The organism is Rhizobium sp. BR 362 (assembly GCF_036528765.1).
Lineage (GTDB): Bacteria > Pseudomonadota > Alphaproteobacteria > Rhizobiales > Rhizobiaceae > Rhizobium.
The window spans coordinates 1-18467 of record NZ_JARWGH010000028.1 but is presented as its reverse complement, the minus strand read 5'-3'; the positions used below and the strand labels follow the sequence as shown (position 1 = coordinate 18467).

Sequence of the window (18467 nt, the reverse complement as noted above, 5' to 3'; positions counted from 1 at the left end):
GAACAATCATGTTCAATGGAAAGAGACTCAGCCTCGCCAGGAAAAGGCAGAAGCTGACAGCGAAGGAACTCGCAGAAAAGGCCGGCGTATCGCCGGTCACAATCACGCGGCTTGAAACCGGTCAGAACCAGGCGGATTCTGGAACACTTGAGAAGCTCGCAGAGGTTCTCGGTTATCCCGTGCAGTTTTTCTTCAAGGAGGACCCCGCACTCCTTTCAGCAGAAATCGTCAGCTTTCGCAGCCTGTCGAGCATGACCGCGAAAGAACGAAACGCTGCCCTTTCGGCCGGCGATAACGGGGTCGAAGTCTATGAGTGGCTTGAAAATCGATACAATCTACCGGCGTTGGATTTGCCGCATTTCGACCCGGAATTGACACCTGAAGCTGCCGCCGATGCTCTCCGCCAGCACTGGGGCCTCAGTTACCAACCCATCGCAAACATGATGAAACTGATGGAGGCCAAAGGCATCCGCGTCCTGGGGCTAGAAGAAACCACCGCAAATGTCGATGCATTCTCGTTCTGGCAAAATGACAAAGCGTATGTGTTTCTGAATTCGTTCAAATCGGCGGAGCGTAGTATTTTTGATGCGGCTCACGAACTGGGCCATTTGGTCCTGCACAGGCATGGCCAAACCTCAGGCGCGGACGAAGATACACGCACGGCCGAGGTGGAGGCAAACCGCTTCGCTTCCGCCTTTCTAATGCCGGAGGAAGACGTTAGGGTCAGAATGCCCCGTCTTATAACGGCTGATCTCATTTTACGGGCGAAGAAAAGGTGGCGCGTCTCGGCAATGGCGCTGGCATACCGACTGGCACATCTTACCAGACCCATGCTCTCCGAATGGCAATACCGTTCCATATGTATCGAGCTTGGGAAACGCGGTTATCGCACGAGCGAGCCTGATGGCATCCCCAGGGAAACGTCTGTGCTATGGGGGAAGGTTTTATCCCAGCTTTGGGCGGAGCGGAAAAGTCTCGTGGACGTTGCCGATGAGCTATCGCTTCCAATGACTGAGGTCGAACGACTTTTATTTTGTATTCTGCCCCAGCACGGTACCGACAATGAGGGTGGTGAAGTCCGACGCTCAAAGCTCAGTATCGTGAAATAGACGTCAAGATTGAGTGGACGCGATGACCAGGGATCACACGAGTCATGGCAAATGGTCCGAAGCTGGGGTGCCCAAAAAGGGATGGTCATGTGTCGGGATCGAGGATTTGGGTGAGCCTTCCCAGCTTTGCGAAATGTGCGAAAGCGTCACCATCCGCTACGTCCATTATATGGAGCACGGCCAGACCACGGAAGCATTGGCCGTTGACTGCGTCTGTGCCGAACATATGGAAGAGGACTATGTCCGTCCGAAAGAACGGGAGAGGGGATTAAGGAGCCTCGCCAAACGCCGTAGGACATGGGCCGAGCGCTCATGGAAACGTTCGGCCAAGGGCAATGATTACATCAACACCGAAGGGTATAATCTGACGGTATTCCCTAAAAATGCAGGCTTTGGCGTGGTGGTGACGAACCGCAAGAACGGTGCGACCCGCAGCGGCAACAAGGAATTCGCATCCGTGGAAGAGGCAAGGGCAGGGGCGTTGAGCGCGCTGGTCTGGGCCAAGACGCATTTGCAGTCAGAGTGAGGAAGCATGACGGAGACCACCGAGGAAGAGCGACCGATCACCGTGCCCAGCATTGGTATTTCAGTCCAAGGCATGGAAGAAAAAGCAGGCGAGAAGCTCGCCTATTGCGTCGGCGATTATGTGCGGGAGTTGAGCCGTTACATCAATCTCGAGCGGCTGGACGGCATCACCATCGCCGTCGATTACAAGGAAGCGCTTCTCGCACTCGATAGAGGATATGAGACGGACCACCGCCTAACGCCCAGCTCCGAGCTGGTCGAAGGCGTTGCGATGGCGCCGAGCGTCATCCGTGACGGTATTCTCAAATCGCATTTGGTACTGAACGCTGCCTATATCTATTCACTGCCGGACGAGAAAGATGAGCACTATGCCCATTCCCTGCATCTGCTCGCTCATGAATGCGCACATGTCGAACTCGCCATGACGACTGACAAGGCGTTCCCCGATACGCTGCTGAAAAAAATCTACGATGATGCCGCAGATGCCTGCGAAGGGCAGGCCGAAAACGCCTGCTGGGATGAGTATGCGGCTTGCCGCATCGCAGCCCCGTTCGGCCGAGATCCTCTGCAGGATTACACCAATGCATTCATCACCCATCTCGACGAGACGATGAACCGGGCAAACGAATGTATCCGACGCTATCGCACCGATCACGACCATGACCGAATACTCTCCGAGGTCCTGCGGTATTACCAGAACCTGATGACGAGCGGCAGTTATCTGCTCGGCCATATGGACGGTCACGGCTTGACGATAGACGATGTGCCTGCGGTTCGCAGGGCGCTGGGAGGGCATTGGTTCGCGCCGTTTTTCGAAAGGCTGCGCACCGCGCTAAGAGAACTGTGGGCCAGGTACGGGCAATGGGAAGATCGAAGCGAATTCGCACCGATCGGCGAGATCATCATCGATGTGCTGGGCGAGGGTGGCTTCTTCTTCCAATGGGATGAGCACGGCAATTGCGGCTTCCGCATTCCGTTCACGTTCGCCACGATGTAGGAACGGCCATATAAAGACACGGGTGCTCTCCAGTACCAGGCTGACGGTACGGAAAAGGCTGCTGCGGTCCAGTTCGCCTCTCTCGACAAAGGTTTGGCGCTGACGGCTGCCGACTTCCTGATTATCGCATAGTCGCATCGCATTCCGCCGAACCATTTGGCGGTGGGATTATCCTCCGGATAGCTATTTGACTCCACATGTACCGGTGGCAACCAGGAAGAATCGCATGAATGATGATCAGCCCCAGATAAATGAAGCATGGCTGCAATGGATGAGGGATTTCCGCATGGCTCGGCGAAGCTCGCGGACGTGGACAGCTTCGATGCGCCGGAAGGCGAAGAGCCCGAACTGCTGTTCGTGAAATTCGCGCTGTTCGCCCGTGCCCTGACATTGTTCGACACGGCATTGTTGCTCGCTGAGCATGACAAGGTGCTCGATGTGCGCAGTACCTGCCGCAAGGTCGTCGAATGCGCGATCCATATGGATGCAGCGTGCCGCAAGCCTGACTATTTGCAGGCGCTCAAGGATGACGAAGCCACGAGTAAATGGTCGAGAGCCAAGGCGTTAAAGGACATGCAGACGGACCTTGATGCCGGCTCGCATAAGCTGCTGCAGGAATTCCTGAATGACAAGAAGGGCGCGCAGCTCAAGCCGAGTGACCTGAGCAAGGACAGCCAGTTCCCGCGCATGGCGCACATGTATCGTGAGATCTCGGCCGACACGGCACATGTCACCTACAGCTCGCTATTACGGCATCGTTCGTTCCTGCCGGACGGGACCGCATTGTTCAGCCTCGATCCTCTGCTGGAGGAAGACGAGCTGCAGGAGACGCTGAACATACTCGGCCTCTCCGTTTTGCTGTGCGTCTTCAGCCTTGTGCGCATGATACTCACCATGGTGGGCGACGAAGCATTCTATAACCTGCATGCCCGCTATAAGGTGCTTGCCGCCGGCGGGCAGGCGCAGCTGGGTGAAACCGCATGAGGTGAGGGGAGAGAGGGGCTAATATGGATACGAGCGACACGCCGCGACAAGAGGTGCCTGCCTCCACGCTTCCGCAGATTCAGGTGACGGTACAGGGCATCACCAACCAGTACGGCGCCGAATGCCTCGGGCAGCAGATGTTCCACATTCTGCGCGAGGTCGGGGAATATATCGATATCAGCGCGCTCGACGGTGTGACCGTAGCGGTCGATTACGACGAGGCGCTGCGCGACCTCGATCGGGGCGTCGAAGGGCTGGCGCCGTTGAGCCGCACCAATGACGAGGGCCTGGCCGGCGTCGGAAAGAGTGTCGTGGTCATGCGTGGCGACGCCGTGAAGACACATATCGTTTTGTCCGCGGGTCCGGTATGCCCGATTGTGCTCGAGGGGGCCGATCGCGATGAAGAGGATTTCCGCACGGCCATTGCCATCATCGCCCATGAATGCGCACATGTCGAAGAAATCGCCTTTCGCGAGGACCAATTCCAGGCATCCATTTTCGTCCGCCGACCGGGCATTTCATCCGCGATCACGAGCAGCACTTCGCCGAAGCCTGCCGGGGTGAATATGCGGTCTGCCGTTTGTCGGCGGGGTTCGCGGTCAACGAGGAAGCCCGTTTCCGCGACAATTTGGCCGTTCGGTTGAAGGATTGCCGCGGCAGGGCGCACGATGCCATCCGGTCCTATCGCCTGCATGGCAATGTGGTGCGGGTCTTTCAGGAAGTCGGTATTGTCATTCTTGAGCCCTTGCGGATCGCATCCTACCTGTTCGGCCATCTGGACGGGATGAACGAATCCGACAACCTCTGCGAGGTGGCGCCAGAATTGCCGACCGAGGATCAGGCTTTGGTCAGGGCGATCGGCCGGCTGGTGGAGCAGCTGCGCGGCCTATGGGATACGCGTGGTGAGTGGCCGAGCTATGATGCGCTGATCGATGTCGGGGCGGTCGGTTACCGGCTTTTTGAGGAATTCGGCGTGCATGCGCAGCCGCAACCTGACGGGCAGGCCTATATCAATGTCCCTTTCACAGTGGATACGATGCCGGCAGGGTCTGCACAGGCCGATATGTTGCGCGCCCTCATGGGCGGCTACAGAAGCTAGGCCGGTATGATGAGTCATCATGGCTGATTGACATATGATTATATATAAAAATGTTCAGTGATACAGATCTGTATATCAGAGTTGCGCTGCCTTACGGAATTGTCTATATATTATCCTGTATATCTCCCATCATGCGATACAGGATAATGATCGTGGCATATAAAACAGAGCATATAACACAGCAGTTACGCGCTGCCCGGGAAGGACAGAAAGTAAGCCAGCGTGAGCTGAGCGCTCGTTCGGGCCTGACGCAGAGCCATATTTCCCAGATCGAGCGGGGTACAATGGAGCCTGGGCTCGGCAGCTTGGTGGATGTGGCGCGCGCGCTCGACCTCGAGATCGTCCTTGCGCCGAAGAAGCTGATGCCGGCGATCCGCAACATCCTCGAAAGTAGTTCGGCGTCGAATGACGTCCTCACATCTGACCAACGCAAACTGGTCGCGCGTCTCGAGCGATCGTCTGCGCAGTACGGGTATGGGGTCGGGACGAGTGCCGACGCGGACGCGTTCAAGGATAGCCTGGGCCTCCTACGCCATCTGCCACTGACTCCCGACGAGCTGGACATCCTCAGGCGGGCAGCCAACCGCCTTGAAAATTCTCAGACCGACAAGATGTCACGTCAGGAAATGGGTGCGATCGTTCGCGAGATAAGGCAACTGCGCAACGCCGCGGTGCATCGCGACCGGGATGACGCAATCCCGCGCTCGGCCTACGCGCTGGATGAGGAGGACGATGATGCCTAAGGTCACGGTACTCGATGTCAGGCTAAACGGAGAACCGGTCGCGACCCTGACGAACCTGCAGGACGGGCGCACCATCTTCGCATTCAACGAGGACTATATCGAAAACGAAAAGCGGCCGACACTCAGCTTGTCCTTCAAGGACCCGTTCGGCGCCCTGATTACGAAGTTCCGCCCATATAACATGGTGGTCCCACCCTTCTTCTCGAACCTGTTGCCGGAAGGGCCGCTGCGAAAATACCTCGCCGAGCGTGCTGGCGTAAAACAGACGCGGGAATTCTTCCTGCTCTGGATGCTCGGTCGTGATCTGCCCGGTGCAGTGACGGTCCATCCCACCGTGGGTGATGACCTGCCGCCCGATGACGAGCAGGCTTCTGTCGAAGCGCGACCGAATGCATTGCGCTTTTCGTTGGCCGGTGTGCAGCTGAAATTCTCGGCCTTCAAGAACACCACGAAGGGAGGCGGCCTGACTATTCCGGCCGAGGGTACCGGTGGATCATGGATCGTGAAGCTGCCCTCCCAGCAGTATAGCGGCGTGCCGGAGAACGAATTCTCCATGATGACCATCGCCGCGATGATGGGCATGGACGTGCCGGAGATCCAGCTGGTCGAGCTGGATGCGGTGAGCGGCCTGCCACAGGGGGTAGGAGAACTGCACGGGCAGGCGCTCGCCATTAGGCGTTTCGACCGTACGCCGGAGGGTCCGGTGCATATCGAGGATTTTGCGCAGGTGTTTGGCGTGAAGCCGGATGACAAGTACAGCAAGGGCAATTACCGGATGATCGCCCGCGTCCTCGGCATCGAGACGAGCACGGCCGACGTGGCGGAGTTCATCCGCCGGTTGGTCTTCAGCACACTGATCGGCAATGGCGACATGCATCTGAAGAACTGGTCGCTGATCTACCCCGATCGCCGTACCCCTGCGCTCTCGCCGGCTTACGACCTGCTATCGACAATCCCCTATATCGAGGGAGAGGATACGGCCGCGCTTAACTTTTCACGCACGAAAAGAATGGCGGAGCTATCGAAGGACGAGCTTGCACATCTGGCCGCCAAGTCGGCGCTGTCCGAAAAGCTGGTCCTCGACACAGCACGCGAGACGGTCGGACGGTTTATGGATGTGTGGAAAAACGAGAAAAACAACCTGCCGATGGCCGCGAAGGTGCGCGAGACTATCGATGCACATCTGCCCACAATCGAGCTGTATCGGGAATTCAACGAAGCTACCTAGAAAAAGGTCATCATCGGAAGATGATGCCCCACCGCCAAGGATGAAATCATAGATCTATATAGGGTGCATTTTCCGGAGATTTTCGCTACTGGAACAATGTGAATCCTGGAACGACTTCACCATCGGCAAGGTCATGGACCACCGCTACCGTATGCCTTGCGCGGGTTAGGGCAACATAGAGTTTTGCACGGGTTTCGGCTTTCAACGCCGATTGGGCGCTCTTCAGCCAGTCCATCATTTCATTCGTCGGATAGATAATGACGCGGTCAAAACCGAGTCCCTTGGATCGTCCGAATGTAAGCGACGGCAGTTCTACAGATGCGACCTTAACGGCGGAACTCCATCGCAGCTGTACCGGTCGTCCGGTCTTGAGATAGCGTGGCAGATCGTTACGTCGGACGATGTGGAGACCCGCATCACCAGGGACCGGCTGCCTGCAGTCGACGCATTTACATGCAGTCGCAGCCGCCAACTTTGGATAGAGCTTCGACGATAGTTCACAGATAGCGGTGCTATTTCGGTGCGATGTCATGAGGCTGGTCACATCAATATCGCAGGTAACCTTTCGGGGAAGTTCCGCCCGAATGAAGTCGGCAATGCCGCCATCCCTGTACTTCTTAAGGCGAGCCTCCAGATGGGTCACATAGGTGACCTGACGGGGATCACCCACCATGACGACGTTGACGGGGCTTTGGAAGAGCGCCGCCAAAATGTCGAGGTCGTGGCCTGCCAGATCCTGCACCTCATCTACGAAAATAAAGTGATAGATACGGGAAAGCCGCTCGATGACAGCGCCGTCCGATGCCTCGTTGCACCGTATCATCAGCCTCGACAATTTGTCTGAATAGACGCGATTTCGACGGTCGAAGTAGCAGCGTCTGAAATCTTCCTCACCCCAATACATGGGACGGCCTTGCCGGTCGCGCCCGCGCAAACCGGATCTCTGCGAAACTAGAAGCATGCCAGCGACATCCCAATCGAACAGCTTGCCTTGAAAGGGCTTGATGCCGTGCTCGATCAGCAGACTGAACCAGGTCTGGATATGCACGTTGCCCGGAACCGAGCCATTGATTTCGAAAAATTTGCGCCGGATCTCTTTTTCGTTCGATTCCGTGTAGGTGGTGATGAGGACCCGTTTTTGTTCAACGGCAAGCGCCTGCCTGACGAGGTAGGTGGTCTTCCCCGAGCCTGCCGCAGCAATGACGAGCTTATTCGGCCCCATCATTTGGCGATCGCATCCAGAATATATTTCGGATAACTGATTTTCGTCTTCGCCGAGAAAATCGCCAGCGCGCATTCGGTCTTGTTGTTCTTCATATAACGATGAAGGTTATCGAGATCATGCTTGGTACCGAACAGCGTGTTGAAGGTCTCGACGCTATTGGATTTGACCAGTTTCGGCTCAAGGGTGTTATAGTTGAAAGGCTTGCCGCCGAGGACCAGGTCGCCCTTATCCACCACAGGATCATAGCAGATTGTGATATGATCGACGTCCTTGTATTTGGCGTACTTCTTTTCAAGCGCAGCAGTATCCCCGTCGTTGTCGGTTGCGACCACGACGGGGATTTTCAGCGCCGTCGCCAGTTCGAGAAAACGCAGGAACGAAAGCCCGACCGAGATGACATCGATCTCGTCGTCGATCGGCAATTTTCCCCCGTTGGTATCCATGTAGGCCCGTTGGACGACCAGCTCGTCCGCATCGCCCTCTACAAGGATCGACTTCTGCGACAACACGAGACGCAGCGTGTCATAGCCAGGCAGCTTATGGAAGAAGTCGCTCGCGTCCAGATCCTCGATCCGTGTGACCTTCGCTTCCCGTAACAGGATCAGGTGGTCCAGTCCTAGTTTGTTCGCGACGAAGCTGCTATGCGTGGTGATGATGACCTGCTTGCCGCTATTGTCGGTGCTGATATCGCTGATGAGCTGGTTGAGCTTCGAGTGCGAGAGGTGGTTTTCCGGTTCCTCGATCAGCAATACGGTCGCTTCGCTGTTCTTTTTGCTGCTCAGCGCGAGTCGCGTTTTGACGATGCACTGCTCGCCCTTGCCGATATAGTGGAAGGGCACATCCTCGATATAAGTCATGAGGCTGTTTTCCCAGGCATTATGAGACGACATATCGACCGAGATGCTGACCTTTTTTCGGCTGATCTTCGCCGCTTCCGCCAATCTTTCATTAATGGCGCCGACATTGCCGTCGGCCTTGAAGGCGTCTTTCAGCTTGCGGTGGGCTTGGGATATCGCAACACGTTCCTTGTCGTCCAAAAACTCTCTGACGATGCGGGAGATGTACATATCCGAACCGCTCTGCACACGCGTGCTTGTTGAATCGATGAGGGCCGATTTAATGGGAATGGTGCGAGGCATCGCCGGTTGGCGGGAGAATTCCGACCATTGCACCTGATAGAATTCCAAGGGTATCGAGTTGATCTCCCTGTTCTTCAGCAACTCGGTATAGGCACCGTCATATTTCTTGTCGAACTCGATCGAGAAGAGAAGGCCGCGAGCCTTGTCGTTTTTCTCGGAATTCCCGTTTCCGCGCAGGTCTTCCAACGCGTCGCTATCACCGCCGAAAAACAGCTCGATCTGGATCTCCGGCGGATCGAGAGGTTGTTTCGCGGCGATGCTGTCCAGATACGCCCGCTCGACCTTCCGGTTAAAAAGATAGGGAGATAATTCGTTGCGCAGGTATTTCCCGTTCAGCATACCCGTCAGGCATAGATGGATAGCTTCGAGCAGCGTGGATTTTCCGGCTTCGTTGTTGCCGACGATGATGTTGACGCCCCGATTGAAATCGGCTGCGAACCAGCCTTCGAAACACTTGAAGTTCTTTATCTTGACCTTCTCGATGTACATCGACTTCCCTATTTCCAGCGAGGCAAGAATTTCCAAATTGACACAGCTTCGGCGCGAACAATACGTTGCAAATGTAGGGTGACGCGAATCATCGGTGCGACGTCTCGGTGCGATGGTTTTACTATCGACAGGTGCGACGGGGGAGGCCTTGAATGTGGGCAGATAATGAGACTGAAAAAGACTTCCTTAATTTTTCGGGAGTGGCCGACACCGTAGCGGAAATCATCGTCCAGGCGCGGGGGCGCCCAATTTCAATCGGTGTCTCGGGATCATGGGGCATTGGAAAATCCTCCATGATAAAACTGACCCAAGCATCCCTCGCTAACCGAGAGAGGAAAGAAGGCGAGAAGGACTTCGTCTTCGTCGAATTCAATGCTTGGCTTTACCAAGGTTATGACGACGCTCGCGCCGCATTGATGGACGTCATCGCGACGAAGCTAGAGCAGGAAGCAAGAGCGCGCGAAAGAGGAGTAGACAAGGCCAAGGCGCTCATCAAGCGCGTGAACTGGCTGCGTGCAATGAAGCTCGCTGCCGGTTCGGCGATAGCGGTGTCGATGGGACTTCCTCCAACTGGGCTCATCGGCGAAGTGTGGGGGCTGGGGCAGCGGTTTCTAGGTGGTTCCGTCGACCAAAAACTAATCGAAGACGCCAAATCGAAAGCGGGTGAGGTGGCAAGTGCTGCCTCCGGGCTTCTCAATCCGGCAGAGGAAACCTCACCACCTAAGGAAATCCAAGCCCTCAGGGATAATTTCGAGGAGACCCTTGAGGAGCTTGGGGTAACTCTTGTCGTGTTGATCGACGACCTTGACCGTTGCCTCCCCGAGACGACGATCTCGACCCTTGAGGCCATACGGCTGTTCCTGTTTCTGAAAAATACGGCATTCGTCATCGCGGCCGACAACGACATGATCAAACACGCCGTCCGCAAGCATTTCGAAGGCGTTCCCGACGATCTACTTGTAACGAGCTACTTCGACAAATTGATCCAGGTGCCTATCCGCGTTCCTCCCTTGGGAACGCAGGAAGTCCGCGCGTACATGATGTTGCTCTACATCGAAAACAGCGACTTGAAGGACGACGTAAAGGAAAAACTGCGGGTTGGGATAATCGATCAGTTGCGAAAGACGTGGCAGGGCGCGCGCGTCGACAAGGCATATGTAACGGGACTGCACGAGAACATACCGGCAGATCTTATCGGACGTTTTGATACGGCTGAAAGGCTTGCGCCTATCATGACGACTGCCTCGGGCATCGTCGGTAATCCCCGACTGATCAAGCGTTTCCTGAATGCACTTTCTATCCGCATGGCGATCTCCAATGCTCAGGGCGTCGGCGTGGATGAGGCGGTCCTCGCCAAGCTTCTCCTGTTCGAACGTCTCGGTAGCCCGTTGGCTTACGCCGAACTATTGAAGGCCGTTAGCCAAGACGATGACGGCAAACCCAGATTCCTGAAGGATTGGGAAGAAGCGGCCACAGAGGGAAAAGACCTAAACCTTGCCGCGCCCTGGGATGCTCCTTTCTCGAGGGAATGGCTGGCTTTGCCTCCGCCGCTACACGATGCGAAGTTGTTGGGCGCTTTGTATGTGAGCCGCGAGCACGCGCCGCTCATAACGCCCGGTGACCGTTTAACGACCGAAGCGGCCGAAATATTGACCGCAATGCTCACCCACCCTGAAATGGCTGCGGCCCTGGTCGACAAATTGGCACGCGTGTCGCGCGTAGAAACCTCGATCATTATGGATCGTCTCCTGGACCGTGCTCATCAAGAACAAGAATGGGGAGTTCCAGCTATCCTGGAAGCCTGCCTCGCGGTTGCGAAAGCCGATCCTCAGCAAGGACTACGATTGGCGGCATTTCTGAACGATCGTCCACCGGCGCAGATTACTCCGGGGATCGTTCCGAAAATCGGAGACCAACCTTGGGCGGACGGCGTTTTCGAGAAATGGAAGCGCACGGGCGTGCCGCTGGTGGTCAAAAGAGCGATTGAGAAGGCCGAACAATAATGGGGACATCTCAATCAAGTAACGGACCCAAGGGAGGCGTCCACATGGTGCCCGCGTGGACCCCCGCGCCACCGGCGGAAGATCCGCCTTCCGGTGATCAACCACCGGACGCGCCGCCAGACCCCGCTCCAGATCTAAATCCGCCGGAGCAGGAGCCGGTAGATGCCGCTCCCAACAAACCCGTTGCGCCTAACGTGCCGCCACCAGCGGCCCCTCTCGCGCCCGGTCACCGGTTCGCTGGTACCCGCCGAAGCCTTGGCGAATTTGCGAAGGCCGGAAACTTAAGTGATATGCGCCGCAGCTTGGGAAACTACGTGCGTAACGGCTACGGCGGATCGAGGACGACCACCAGCAGATTTGGTGGGACCGCTTCCACAGCCAGTGCACTCGGCGGCATCCTCGAAACTATGGGGCAACAGCCCGCAGGCAGTGCACTGGATCCGGCGCTTCTTGCGGGCCGCACCGCGAACGAGGTGATGGATGCTGTCGTCGAAGCGGTTCGGCCGGTCGACGGCACTCAGGACGCCGAGGCTGAACGAACCGCCATCAAGGACTCGCTTTCGGATCTCTTGGTGAAGTACCCTGATGCCGATTTGGCTGCCCTGACACCGGAACAGCGTGAATTCGCCATCGAGCGTTTCACCGCAATGGATGTTGCTCGTCGGTTCGAACTCGATGTCGGAAAAACAATCATCGAGAAAGCGCCCACCGCCACAGTGGCTCTCAGTCGCCTGAAACAGGTGCGTGACTACATCAAGCAGACCGTAGCTGCTTCCTTTCGCAAACTCAGAGCGGCGGGCAAGAGCGTAAACTCGAACCGTATCGCCGCGGTGGTTAGAGATGCACTACGGGATACCTTTCAGGTTTTCGAGGGATACGCAGAATGAGGCTCGTTTGTGGACCTGGATCGTTCGAGCTTCCATTGGAAGAAGGCGATCTGCGTGTTGTCCTGTATGGTCAGCCACGCATCCCCTCGGAGGCAAGTGCGGGTGAAGCCGTCAAGGCAGAGCTTCGGCGAAAGGGGCTGAACCCCCATCGACGGGCATGGGATCTGCTTTCGATCGCACTTTCAATCATCACCGCCGACTTTTCGGTACTGCGGGATGACAGCGCCGATGGCTGGACTAGAGAGATTGAACTCGATGTCGCCGTTTCCGACCGAGCTTTCTGGAATACGATGGCCAACGAATTTCGGCAGGCGCTCGCGTTCCTGACAACGGACCGCTGGAAGCTTCGGTTTCATGACGGCGGCGTTTTACCCGCTCCGCCGAAGAAGATTTCGGTGCTGAAAGAAGACTGCGTCGTGTTGTTGTCCGGCGGATTGGACAGTCTCGTTGGCGCAATCGATCTGACTCGTGATGGATTGAAGCCGGTGGCAGTCAGCCAGAACGTTCGAGGGGACGGTCTGAAGCAACGGGATTTCGCACAGGAAATTGGTCTGACGAAGCACCTGCAGCTCAATCACGTTGCGACTTCCCCCACCGTGCAGGAAACGTCACAGCGAGCGCGCTCTCTGATCTTTTTGACCTTTGGCGTGGTCGTAGCTACATCGCTGGAGAAATACGCAAAAGGCAACACCGCCCCGCTCTACGTTTGCGAAAATGGGTTCATTGCGATCAATCCGCCGCTCACCGGTTCCCGGCTTGGAAGCCTGAGCACGCGCACGGCGCACCCTGTCTTCCTAACGCGATTCCAGAAGATCCTCGATGCCGCAAGCCTCAACGTGAAGATCGAAAATCCCTACGCCCAAAAAACGAAGGGCGAGATGCTTATCGAATGCAAGGACCAGATTTTCCTTCAGACCGAGGCCGCGCATTCGACCAGCTGTGGGCGCTTTCAGCGGTTCAATTACCGGCACTGCGGTCGCTGCGTTCCCTGTCAAGTGAGACGGGCAGCATTCGTCGCATGGGACGCGAAGCGCGATACGACGGATTACGTCTACGAGCCCTTGGGAAAGGATGATGAAGACCACGCGTCGTTCGATGATGTTCGTTCCGTTGCCATAGCGTTGGCTTCGGTGAAAGCTGACGGCCTCGATCGGTGGCTTGGCCACACCTTGTCGCCTCCGGATATTGGTGATCGTAACGGTGTCCGCGGCATGCTAGATCGAGGGTTAAACGAACTCGGTGAGCTGCATCGACTATATGGTGTTAAGTGATTGACTTCCATTGCCATCTTGATCTGTACCCGGATCCTGTTGCGGTCACGCAGTCCTGCGTGAGCCGGAATATCTATGTTCTCTCTGTCACTAACACGCCCTCGGCTTGGGAAGGTACGCTTGCTCTTTCACATAAGGCAAAGCGGATCAGAACGGCGCTCGGGCTGCACCCACAGATTGCACATGAACGCCATGGCGAACTTCCCTTATTTGAAAAACTCCTGCCATCAGCCACATACGTAGGGGAGATCGGGTTAGACGGCTCACCCGAATTGCGACCCCACTGGGAAACCCAAAAGCGGGTGTTTCATCGCATTTTAGATCTATGCGACCAGGCGGGCGGTCGTGTAATGACTATTCATAGTCGGCGGGCGGCCACGCAAGTAATGGACGCACTCGAAGCGCACAAAGGCGCAGGAACACCAATCCTTCATTGGTTTTCGGGGACAAAGCGAGAGCTGGATCGCGCCGTCTCCATGGGCTGTTGGTTCAGCGTGGGACCAGGGATGATCCATGGTCAGAAGGGCCGGGATATCGTCAAAATGATCCCCCGTGATCGCCTGTTAACCGAATCTGACGGACCATTCACACAAATCGAGGGCAGGTCTGTTCTACCATGGGAGCTCGACCGCGTATTGAACGCGATCGCAGAACTGTGGTCGGAAGATGCGCTTTCGGTCGAAGGGCGGGTGGCGGAGAACTTACGACAATTGGGCTATGGTCGAGCCGAAAGCTAACCGCGCATAAGGGGCGCGATCGCTTGTCGAGAGCATCCTCCTAAAATATGCGTTGCGTCAAAACCATGGGCCATTCGATTTATCGCGAAATGAATGTGTTTTCAGTACCTTGCAAAATTTCGTTCCGGTCGGTAGTTCGAATTGGTTCAAGGCGTGCGAGGTTGGCGATATGGCGATCCTTGCGGCACCGTCGAGGACATCTCGAGATCTGTTGAGCGGACTGTCTTCGATCCTTCGCAAAGGCTGTTGAAAAGATCAGGTCTCGGCACGGTTAAGAGCGAGATGCGAAGGGTCAGGCAGGTGCGCCAGCCGGCTGATTGCGACGAACGCAAATACGGCAATCGCGCCGACAGTGGCGGCAACCGTTAGTGACCAGAACACCCCGACGTTCGTCATCAGGAATGCCAGGATAAAGGGCGCCGTCGACGAGACCACCAGACGGATGGCCAATACCTGTCCCTGTCGTTGGCCGTAACCCTCACTGCCGAAGAGCGCCAACGGCAAGGTTCCCTGCACGATGCTGCTCAAGCCCGAGCCGAGGCCAAAGACCACGGCGAACACCAGTGCGCCTGGCACGGAGGGGGCGGTGACAATCAGGATGACCAGCGCGGCCGGCAACAGCACGGCGGAGATCAGCGCCAGCACCAGCTGCGGTAGGCCGCCTCCGAAGACCATGTTGATGAACCGGCTCAGCACCTGCGACGGGCCGAACAGCGTGCCTACCATGAGCGCCATCGCTCCGAGCCCAAGTCCCGACAGAACCGGGACCATGTGGACGAGGAGCGCGGCATTGACAAAGCTCTCCAGCGCAAAGCCTGTTACCATTAGCATGAAGGCTGGCGAGCGGATCGACGGAGAGAGACTTGGCTCGACATGCTTTGCAGGCTCGGCCGATGCACGCTTGCGGCTTCTGGTGACGCTGGACGACAGCCACGCATGGATCGGCAGGCAGACAGCGACATTGAGCGCAGCGAAGACCAGATAGACATTCTGCCACGACATATGCGCGTTGAGCGCCGTCGTGATCGGCCAGAAGATCGTCGAGGCGAAGCCGGCGATCAGCGTCAGGTAGGTAATGCTGCGCTGGGCGACCTTTGGTCTGATCTGAACGAGAAGCGCGAAGGCCGCACCGTACTGCACGAGATTGGAAGCCGTCTCAAGCGCGATCAGGGCGGCGACGAAGGCAATCTTGCCAGAGGCAAACGCACAAGCCACAAGGGCGGCGGCGGCAATCGCCGAGCCGGCTGTCATGACGCGACCGGCACCAAAGCGGTCGATCCACTTGCCCATGGCTGGGGCCGCCAAGCCGCCGATCAGGAGACCGGCCGACAACGCGCCAAAAATCCATTTCGACGACCATTTCAGATCCCGCGCTATGCCCGGTGCGAGGATGCTGAAGCTGTAATAGAGCGATCCGTACCCGATGATCTGCGTGAGACCGAGGGCAAGGATAGCCGCGACGGGCGGTCGTTCGGTGCTGATCATCGTCATATGGATTTGAGGCTCACGCGCTGTTCGAGTTTTTCGGCCTCCTCTTTCCGCTCGCTGTAGCGGTCTGTCAGGTAGCCGGACGCATCACGCGTCAGCCAGGTGAACTTTGCCAGCTCCTCGCAGACATCGACGACACGATCATAATAGGAGGATGGCTTCATCCGGCCCTTGGCATCGAATTCCTGGAAAGCCTTTCGAGTGCTGCGGCAACCTCCCGCTCGCCCCAACCGGCGTCGACCGCCTTGCTGACAAGGCGAAGGACAGATGCAGCGCGTACTGGCACCAAAGGTGCCGGTCCGGATCTGAACTCTCACAGCGAGGAGGTTGAATATAGTCATCTCTGAAATGTCGCGATTATCTTTCTCCGCGTCAAGTGATGGCCGCCTTGCCACCAAGGATATGCGCACAGTTGAACTTGGATATCCGCCACACCGGTAGTGCTTTCCTACAACCCCTGATCAACCTAATTATGCGCGATTTGCAAGTCATTTACCGTCGCTGCAAGACCATTGGTATGGATGGAGGGGGCTGCGTATGCCAGCCTCGGGCTCAGGTCTAAGTGATTTGCCAGCAGGTTCCTCTTTAACCGATTGGCTATCTTCCGAGACCTCATCGCGAGCAGGGGCCATGGCCCCACCCACGCCTCAGAGCATCTATTTCCGCAACAATGCTTGGTTGGCTTTGTCCAGGCAGACGGCGGCGAATGCCAACAGGATCGTGCAAATCGATGAATAGATGGTGCTACGGAACACGTCGGCCATGCCCACATCGATCCTCAGAAATTCAAGTGTGGCGCCGATCATAAAGAAGATTGCGCCAAGGCCGAGCACCAAGACTGCGGCATTCAAGGTCAGGCGTACCAGTCTCATCCGTTCATGTCCTCTCCCTTTAGGCGTCACGACACCGAAGTGGTGATTCTGTCCGGCTTTTGAGAACGAGTGAAGAACCGCTTTTCACTGGTTATGGATGTGGGAGCGGAAAGCAGTGCCGATCCGATAGCGCGGCAAGGATCTTGTCTTTCTCTGCGATGAAGATGCGCCCCTCATAAACCCCTGTTTGATGAGGCGAGCTGTCTCCCTCCGCTAGTACCAGCAAGGGCAAGGACTGGTTTTGCTCTCCAACAAGGGCGATGACGCTTTGTCTGGGTCTCGGCCATTCTATGCGCTCGACATTAAGCTTCATCGCCAAATCCGGGAACGAGGCCAGCACCCCCTCCAGAAGGGCGCAGTGCCAGCAATAAAACTGCTGACCTGGATAGGCAGAATCGTCAAAGCCCGGGCGCAGCAAGAACAGTCGGTCGCGGTTCGCCATTTCATTTCCTTTCCGATTTCAGTGCATTGTAGAGCGCGGGCTTGCCAATCTTCAAGTGCGCGGCAGCCTCTTGCACGGCCCGCAAAACGTCCGTTTGTCGGACAGGCTTTTTCCAGTTCGCCACACCTCCGCAACGAAATTGAAAGATTAGGCAAAGGTGCGGTATGGGTCAATTTAGGCCGAATAGGCTGTCCGAAATATCTCCTCTGTTCGAAAGCCTGCCAAGATAATTTATGACCAGGTCATTTTGCCCCGTACGGACAGTTATTGGACTGCGTGTCAGTTTCTGCAGTCGCTGCCAGTGATCAAGTCCCTGATCGGAAACATATCTTCGCCGTAGTGGTGAAGCCGGGTGTGATGCCGTCGGCATAACCACCGCACCCTTAAAGGCTCATCGTATTGATCATGATGGGCATCGACCGCTTCGACCCCGCAAACCTCGCATATTTGCTTTTCTTGCTCGCCTGCCTTCACCGCTCGCTGCACAGCAAGGTGAGCATCGTATTTGCCTGGATTGGCACGGCGCCAATTCGCTTGGCGGGTATCGGTTTTCAGCATCACAGCATCCTGCTTGTCTATCCCTGCATCACCTATGAAACGAGGTGCCGTGAATAGGCATAGCACGGCGTAAATCGTTCTTCATTTGTTTTCCCATCGGTGCCACGTGATTTCACAGGCACGTCCTTCGGACCAGGCTCTATTCCGCCGCAGCCTTGCTGCAGCTCCACGGAACCCCTGACGGGTTGGTGTTCCCACAGGTGGCGGTCCGTAATGTATTTAGGCGTGCTGGCTATGATGGACCGAGGTAGAAAGCGCGTGTTGTCGACTATGTAGCTGACGCTTCCGCTGACGCCCTCGAGTGCGGATGCTATGGCCCGATCGCACATCCTGTGAATAGTACTGCCCCATGCACCTGAAACCGCCTCCTGGGACCAGGCTTGCTCCAGCCCTTGCTTCAACACGATTGATCCGACGTCAAGGGAAGCGGTTTCGAGGCACGGCTCTGAACTCGGGTTAACGTTTCTTCCCTGAACGGTTTGGGTGTGATTCAAGAGTGTCGGTGATTTGGAGGCCGACATGTTTGAAGACGATCGCCCGCGGCTGCGGGTTTTGCTGGACCATTTTAGTCTCGTTGAGGATGAGCGGGAGCAATGGCGGGTCGCCCATCCGTTACCCGAGGTGCTTCTTCTGGTCGTTTGCGGGACGATCGGCGCATGCGACGATTTTGA

At 56.6% G+C, this 18467-nt stretch carries 18 protein-coding genes and 2 pseudogenes; 13 read left to right on the top strand and 7 right to left on the bottom strand.

The window, feature by feature from the left end:
* The first annotated feature begins 8 nt into the window (after positions 1–8).
* The 8 genes from QDY28_RS24040 to QDY28_RS24005 all read left to right on the top strand — a co-directional run bounded on the left by QDY28_RS24040 (position 9) and on the right by QDY28_RS24005 (position 6685).
* Positions 9–1109: a helix-turn-helix domain-containing protein gene (locus tag QDY28_RS24040; protein WP_004119883.1), complete on the top strand. Its 1101-nt coding sequence runs from the start codon at positions 9–11 to the stop codon at positions 1107–1109.
* A gap of 22 nt (positions 1110–1131) precedes the next feature.
* Positions 1132–1635 (top strand): hypothetical protein, encoded by a 504-nt coding sequence (locus QDY28_RS24035; RefSeq protein ID WP_004119886.1) that lies wholly within the window; start codon positions 1132–1134, stop codon positions 1633–1635.
* 6 nt (positions 1636–1641) lie between these two features.
* A complete protein-coding gene (locus QDY28_RS24030) occupies positions 1642–2631 on the top strand; it encodes a hypothetical protein (protein WP_065091793.1) in 990 nt (329 codons plus the stop codon).
* Positions 2632–2889: 258 nt separating this feature from the next.
* Positions 2890–3615 carry a DUF5677 domain-containing protein gene (locus QDY28_RS24025; protein ID WP_240535450.1) on the top strand — a complete coding sequence of 242 codons (726 nt, stop codon included), beginning with the start codon at positions 2890–2892 and terminating at the stop codon, positions 3613–3615.
* Between the two features lie 23 nt (positions 3616–3638).
* Positions 3639–4259 carry a hypothetical protein gene (locus tag QDY28_RS24020; RefSeq protein WP_065091792.1) on the top strand — a complete coding sequence of 207 codons (621 nt, stop codon included), beginning with the start codon at positions 3639–3641 and terminating at the stop codon, positions 4257–4259.
* Entirely contained in the window at positions 4256–4714 is a 459-nt protein-coding gene (locus QDY28_RS24015) for a hypothetical protein (RefSeq protein WP_240535451.1), read from the top strand. The genes QDY28_RS24020 and QDY28_RS24015 overlap by 4 nt, the downstream gene beginning before the upstream one ends.
* 152 nt (positions 4715–4866) lie before the next feature.
* Complete coding sequence (locus tag QDY28_RS24010) at positions 4867–5457, top strand: helix-turn-helix domain-containing protein (RefSeq protein WP_015341966.1); 591 nt, start codon at positions 4867–4869, stop codon at positions 5455–5457.
* On the top strand, positions 5450–6685 hold the full coding sequence (locus QDY28_RS24005) for a type II toxin-antitoxin system HipA family toxin (RefSeq protein WP_004119898.1): 1236 nt from the start codon (positions 5450–5452) through the stop codon (positions 6683–6685). The genes QDY28_RS24010 and QDY28_RS24005 overlap by 8 nt, the downstream gene beginning before the upstream one ends.
* Before the next feature lie 85 nt (positions 6686–6770).
* On the opposite strand, the gene QDY28_RS24000 is transcribed toward QDY28_RS24005, so the two are convergent.
* Both QDY28_RS24000 and QDY28_RS23995 read right to left on the bottom strand, forming a co-directional pair.
* Positions 6771–7982, bottom strand: a complete 1212-nt coding sequence (locus QDY28_RS24000; protein WP_245305019.1) for a UvrD-helicase domain-containing protein — start codon at positions 7980–7982, stop codon at positions 6771–6773.
* A complete protein-coding gene (locus QDY28_RS23995; RefSeq protein WP_004119902.1) occupies positions 7907–9538 on the bottom strand; it encodes an ATP-dependent nuclease in 1632 nt (543 codons plus the stop codon). The genes QDY28_RS24000 and QDY28_RS23995 overlap by 76 nt, the downstream gene beginning before the upstream one ends.
* A gap of 152 nt (positions 9539–9690) precedes the next feature.
* On the opposite strand from QDY28_RS23995, the gene QDY28_RS23990 reads away from it, so the two are divergent.
* The 4 genes from QDY28_RS23990 to qatD all read left to right on the top strand — a co-directional run bounded on the left by QDY28_RS23990 (position 9691) and on the right by qatD (position 14436).
* Positions 9691–11541: a KAP family P-loop NTPase fold protein gene (locus QDY28_RS23990; RefSeq protein ID WP_004119903.1), complete on the top strand. Its 1851-nt coding sequence runs from the start codon at positions 9691–9693 to the stop codon at positions 11539–11541.
* 290 nt (positions 11542–11831) lie between these two features.
* Complete coding sequence (qatB, locus tag QDY28_RS23985; RefSeq protein WP_240535452.1) at positions 11832–12428, top strand: Qat anti-phage system associated protein QatB; 597 nt, start codon at positions 11832–11834, stop codon at positions 12426–12428.
* Between the two features lie 35 nt (positions 12429–12463).
* A complete protein-coding gene (gene qatC / locus QDY28_RS23980; RefSeq protein WP_240535453.1) occupies positions 12464–13699 on the top strand; it encodes a Qat anti-phage system QueC-like protein QatC in 1236 nt (411 codons plus the stop codon).
* Positions 13696–14436: a Qat anti-phage system TatD family nuclease QatD gene (gene qatD, locus QDY28_RS23975; RefSeq protein ID WP_004119906.1), complete on the top strand. Its 741-nt coding sequence runs from the start codon at positions 13696–13698 to the stop codon at positions 14434–14436. Before qatC ends, qatD begins: the two co-directional genes overlap by 4 nt.
* 255 nt (positions 14437–14691) lie before the next feature.
* Here the strand turns inward: qatD and arsK are convergent, their stop codons facing one another.
* The 5 genes and pseudogenes from arsK to QDY28_RS23950 all read right to left on the bottom strand — a co-directional run bounded on the left by arsK (position 14692) and on the right by QDY28_RS23950 (position 17796).
* Positions 14692–15927 carry an arsenite efflux MFS transporter ArsK gene (arsK, locus tag QDY28_RS23970; protein ID WP_004119907.1) on the bottom strand — a complete coding sequence of 412 codons (1236 nt, stop codon included), beginning with the start codon at positions 15925–15927 and terminating at the stop codon, positions 14692–14694.
* Positions 15924–16130, bottom strand: a pseudogene (locus tag QDY28_RS23965) (arsenical resistance protein ArsH); the annotation flags it as partial. The pseudogene QDY28_RS23965 and the gene arsK, both read right to left, overlap by 4 nt.
* 450 nt (positions 16131–16580) lie before the next feature.
* Complete coding sequence (locus tag QDY28_RS23960; protein ID WP_004119909.1) at positions 16581–16796, bottom strand: hypothetical protein; 216 nt, start codon at positions 16794–16796, stop codon at positions 16581–16583.
* Positions 16797–16887: 91 nt separating this feature from the next.
* Positions 16888–17238, bottom strand: coding sequence for a DUF3088 domain-containing protein (locus tag QDY28_RS23955; protein ID WP_004119910.1), 351 nt, complete (start codon positions 17236–17238; stop codon positions 16888–16890).
* A gap of 279 nt (positions 17239–17517) precedes the next feature.
* The gene (locus QDY28_RS23950) at positions 17518–17796 is read right to left on the bottom strand and encodes a hypothetical protein (protein WP_082960277.1); all 279 of its coding nucleotides are present in this window, start codon (positions 17794–17796) and stop codon (positions 17518–17520) included.
* Positions 17797–18315: 519 nt separating this feature from the next.
* Between QDY28_RS23950 and QDY28_RS23945 the strand changes: the two are divergent.
* Positions 18316–18467: pseudogene (locus QDY28_RS23945) on the top strand (transposase family protein); the annotation flags it as partial.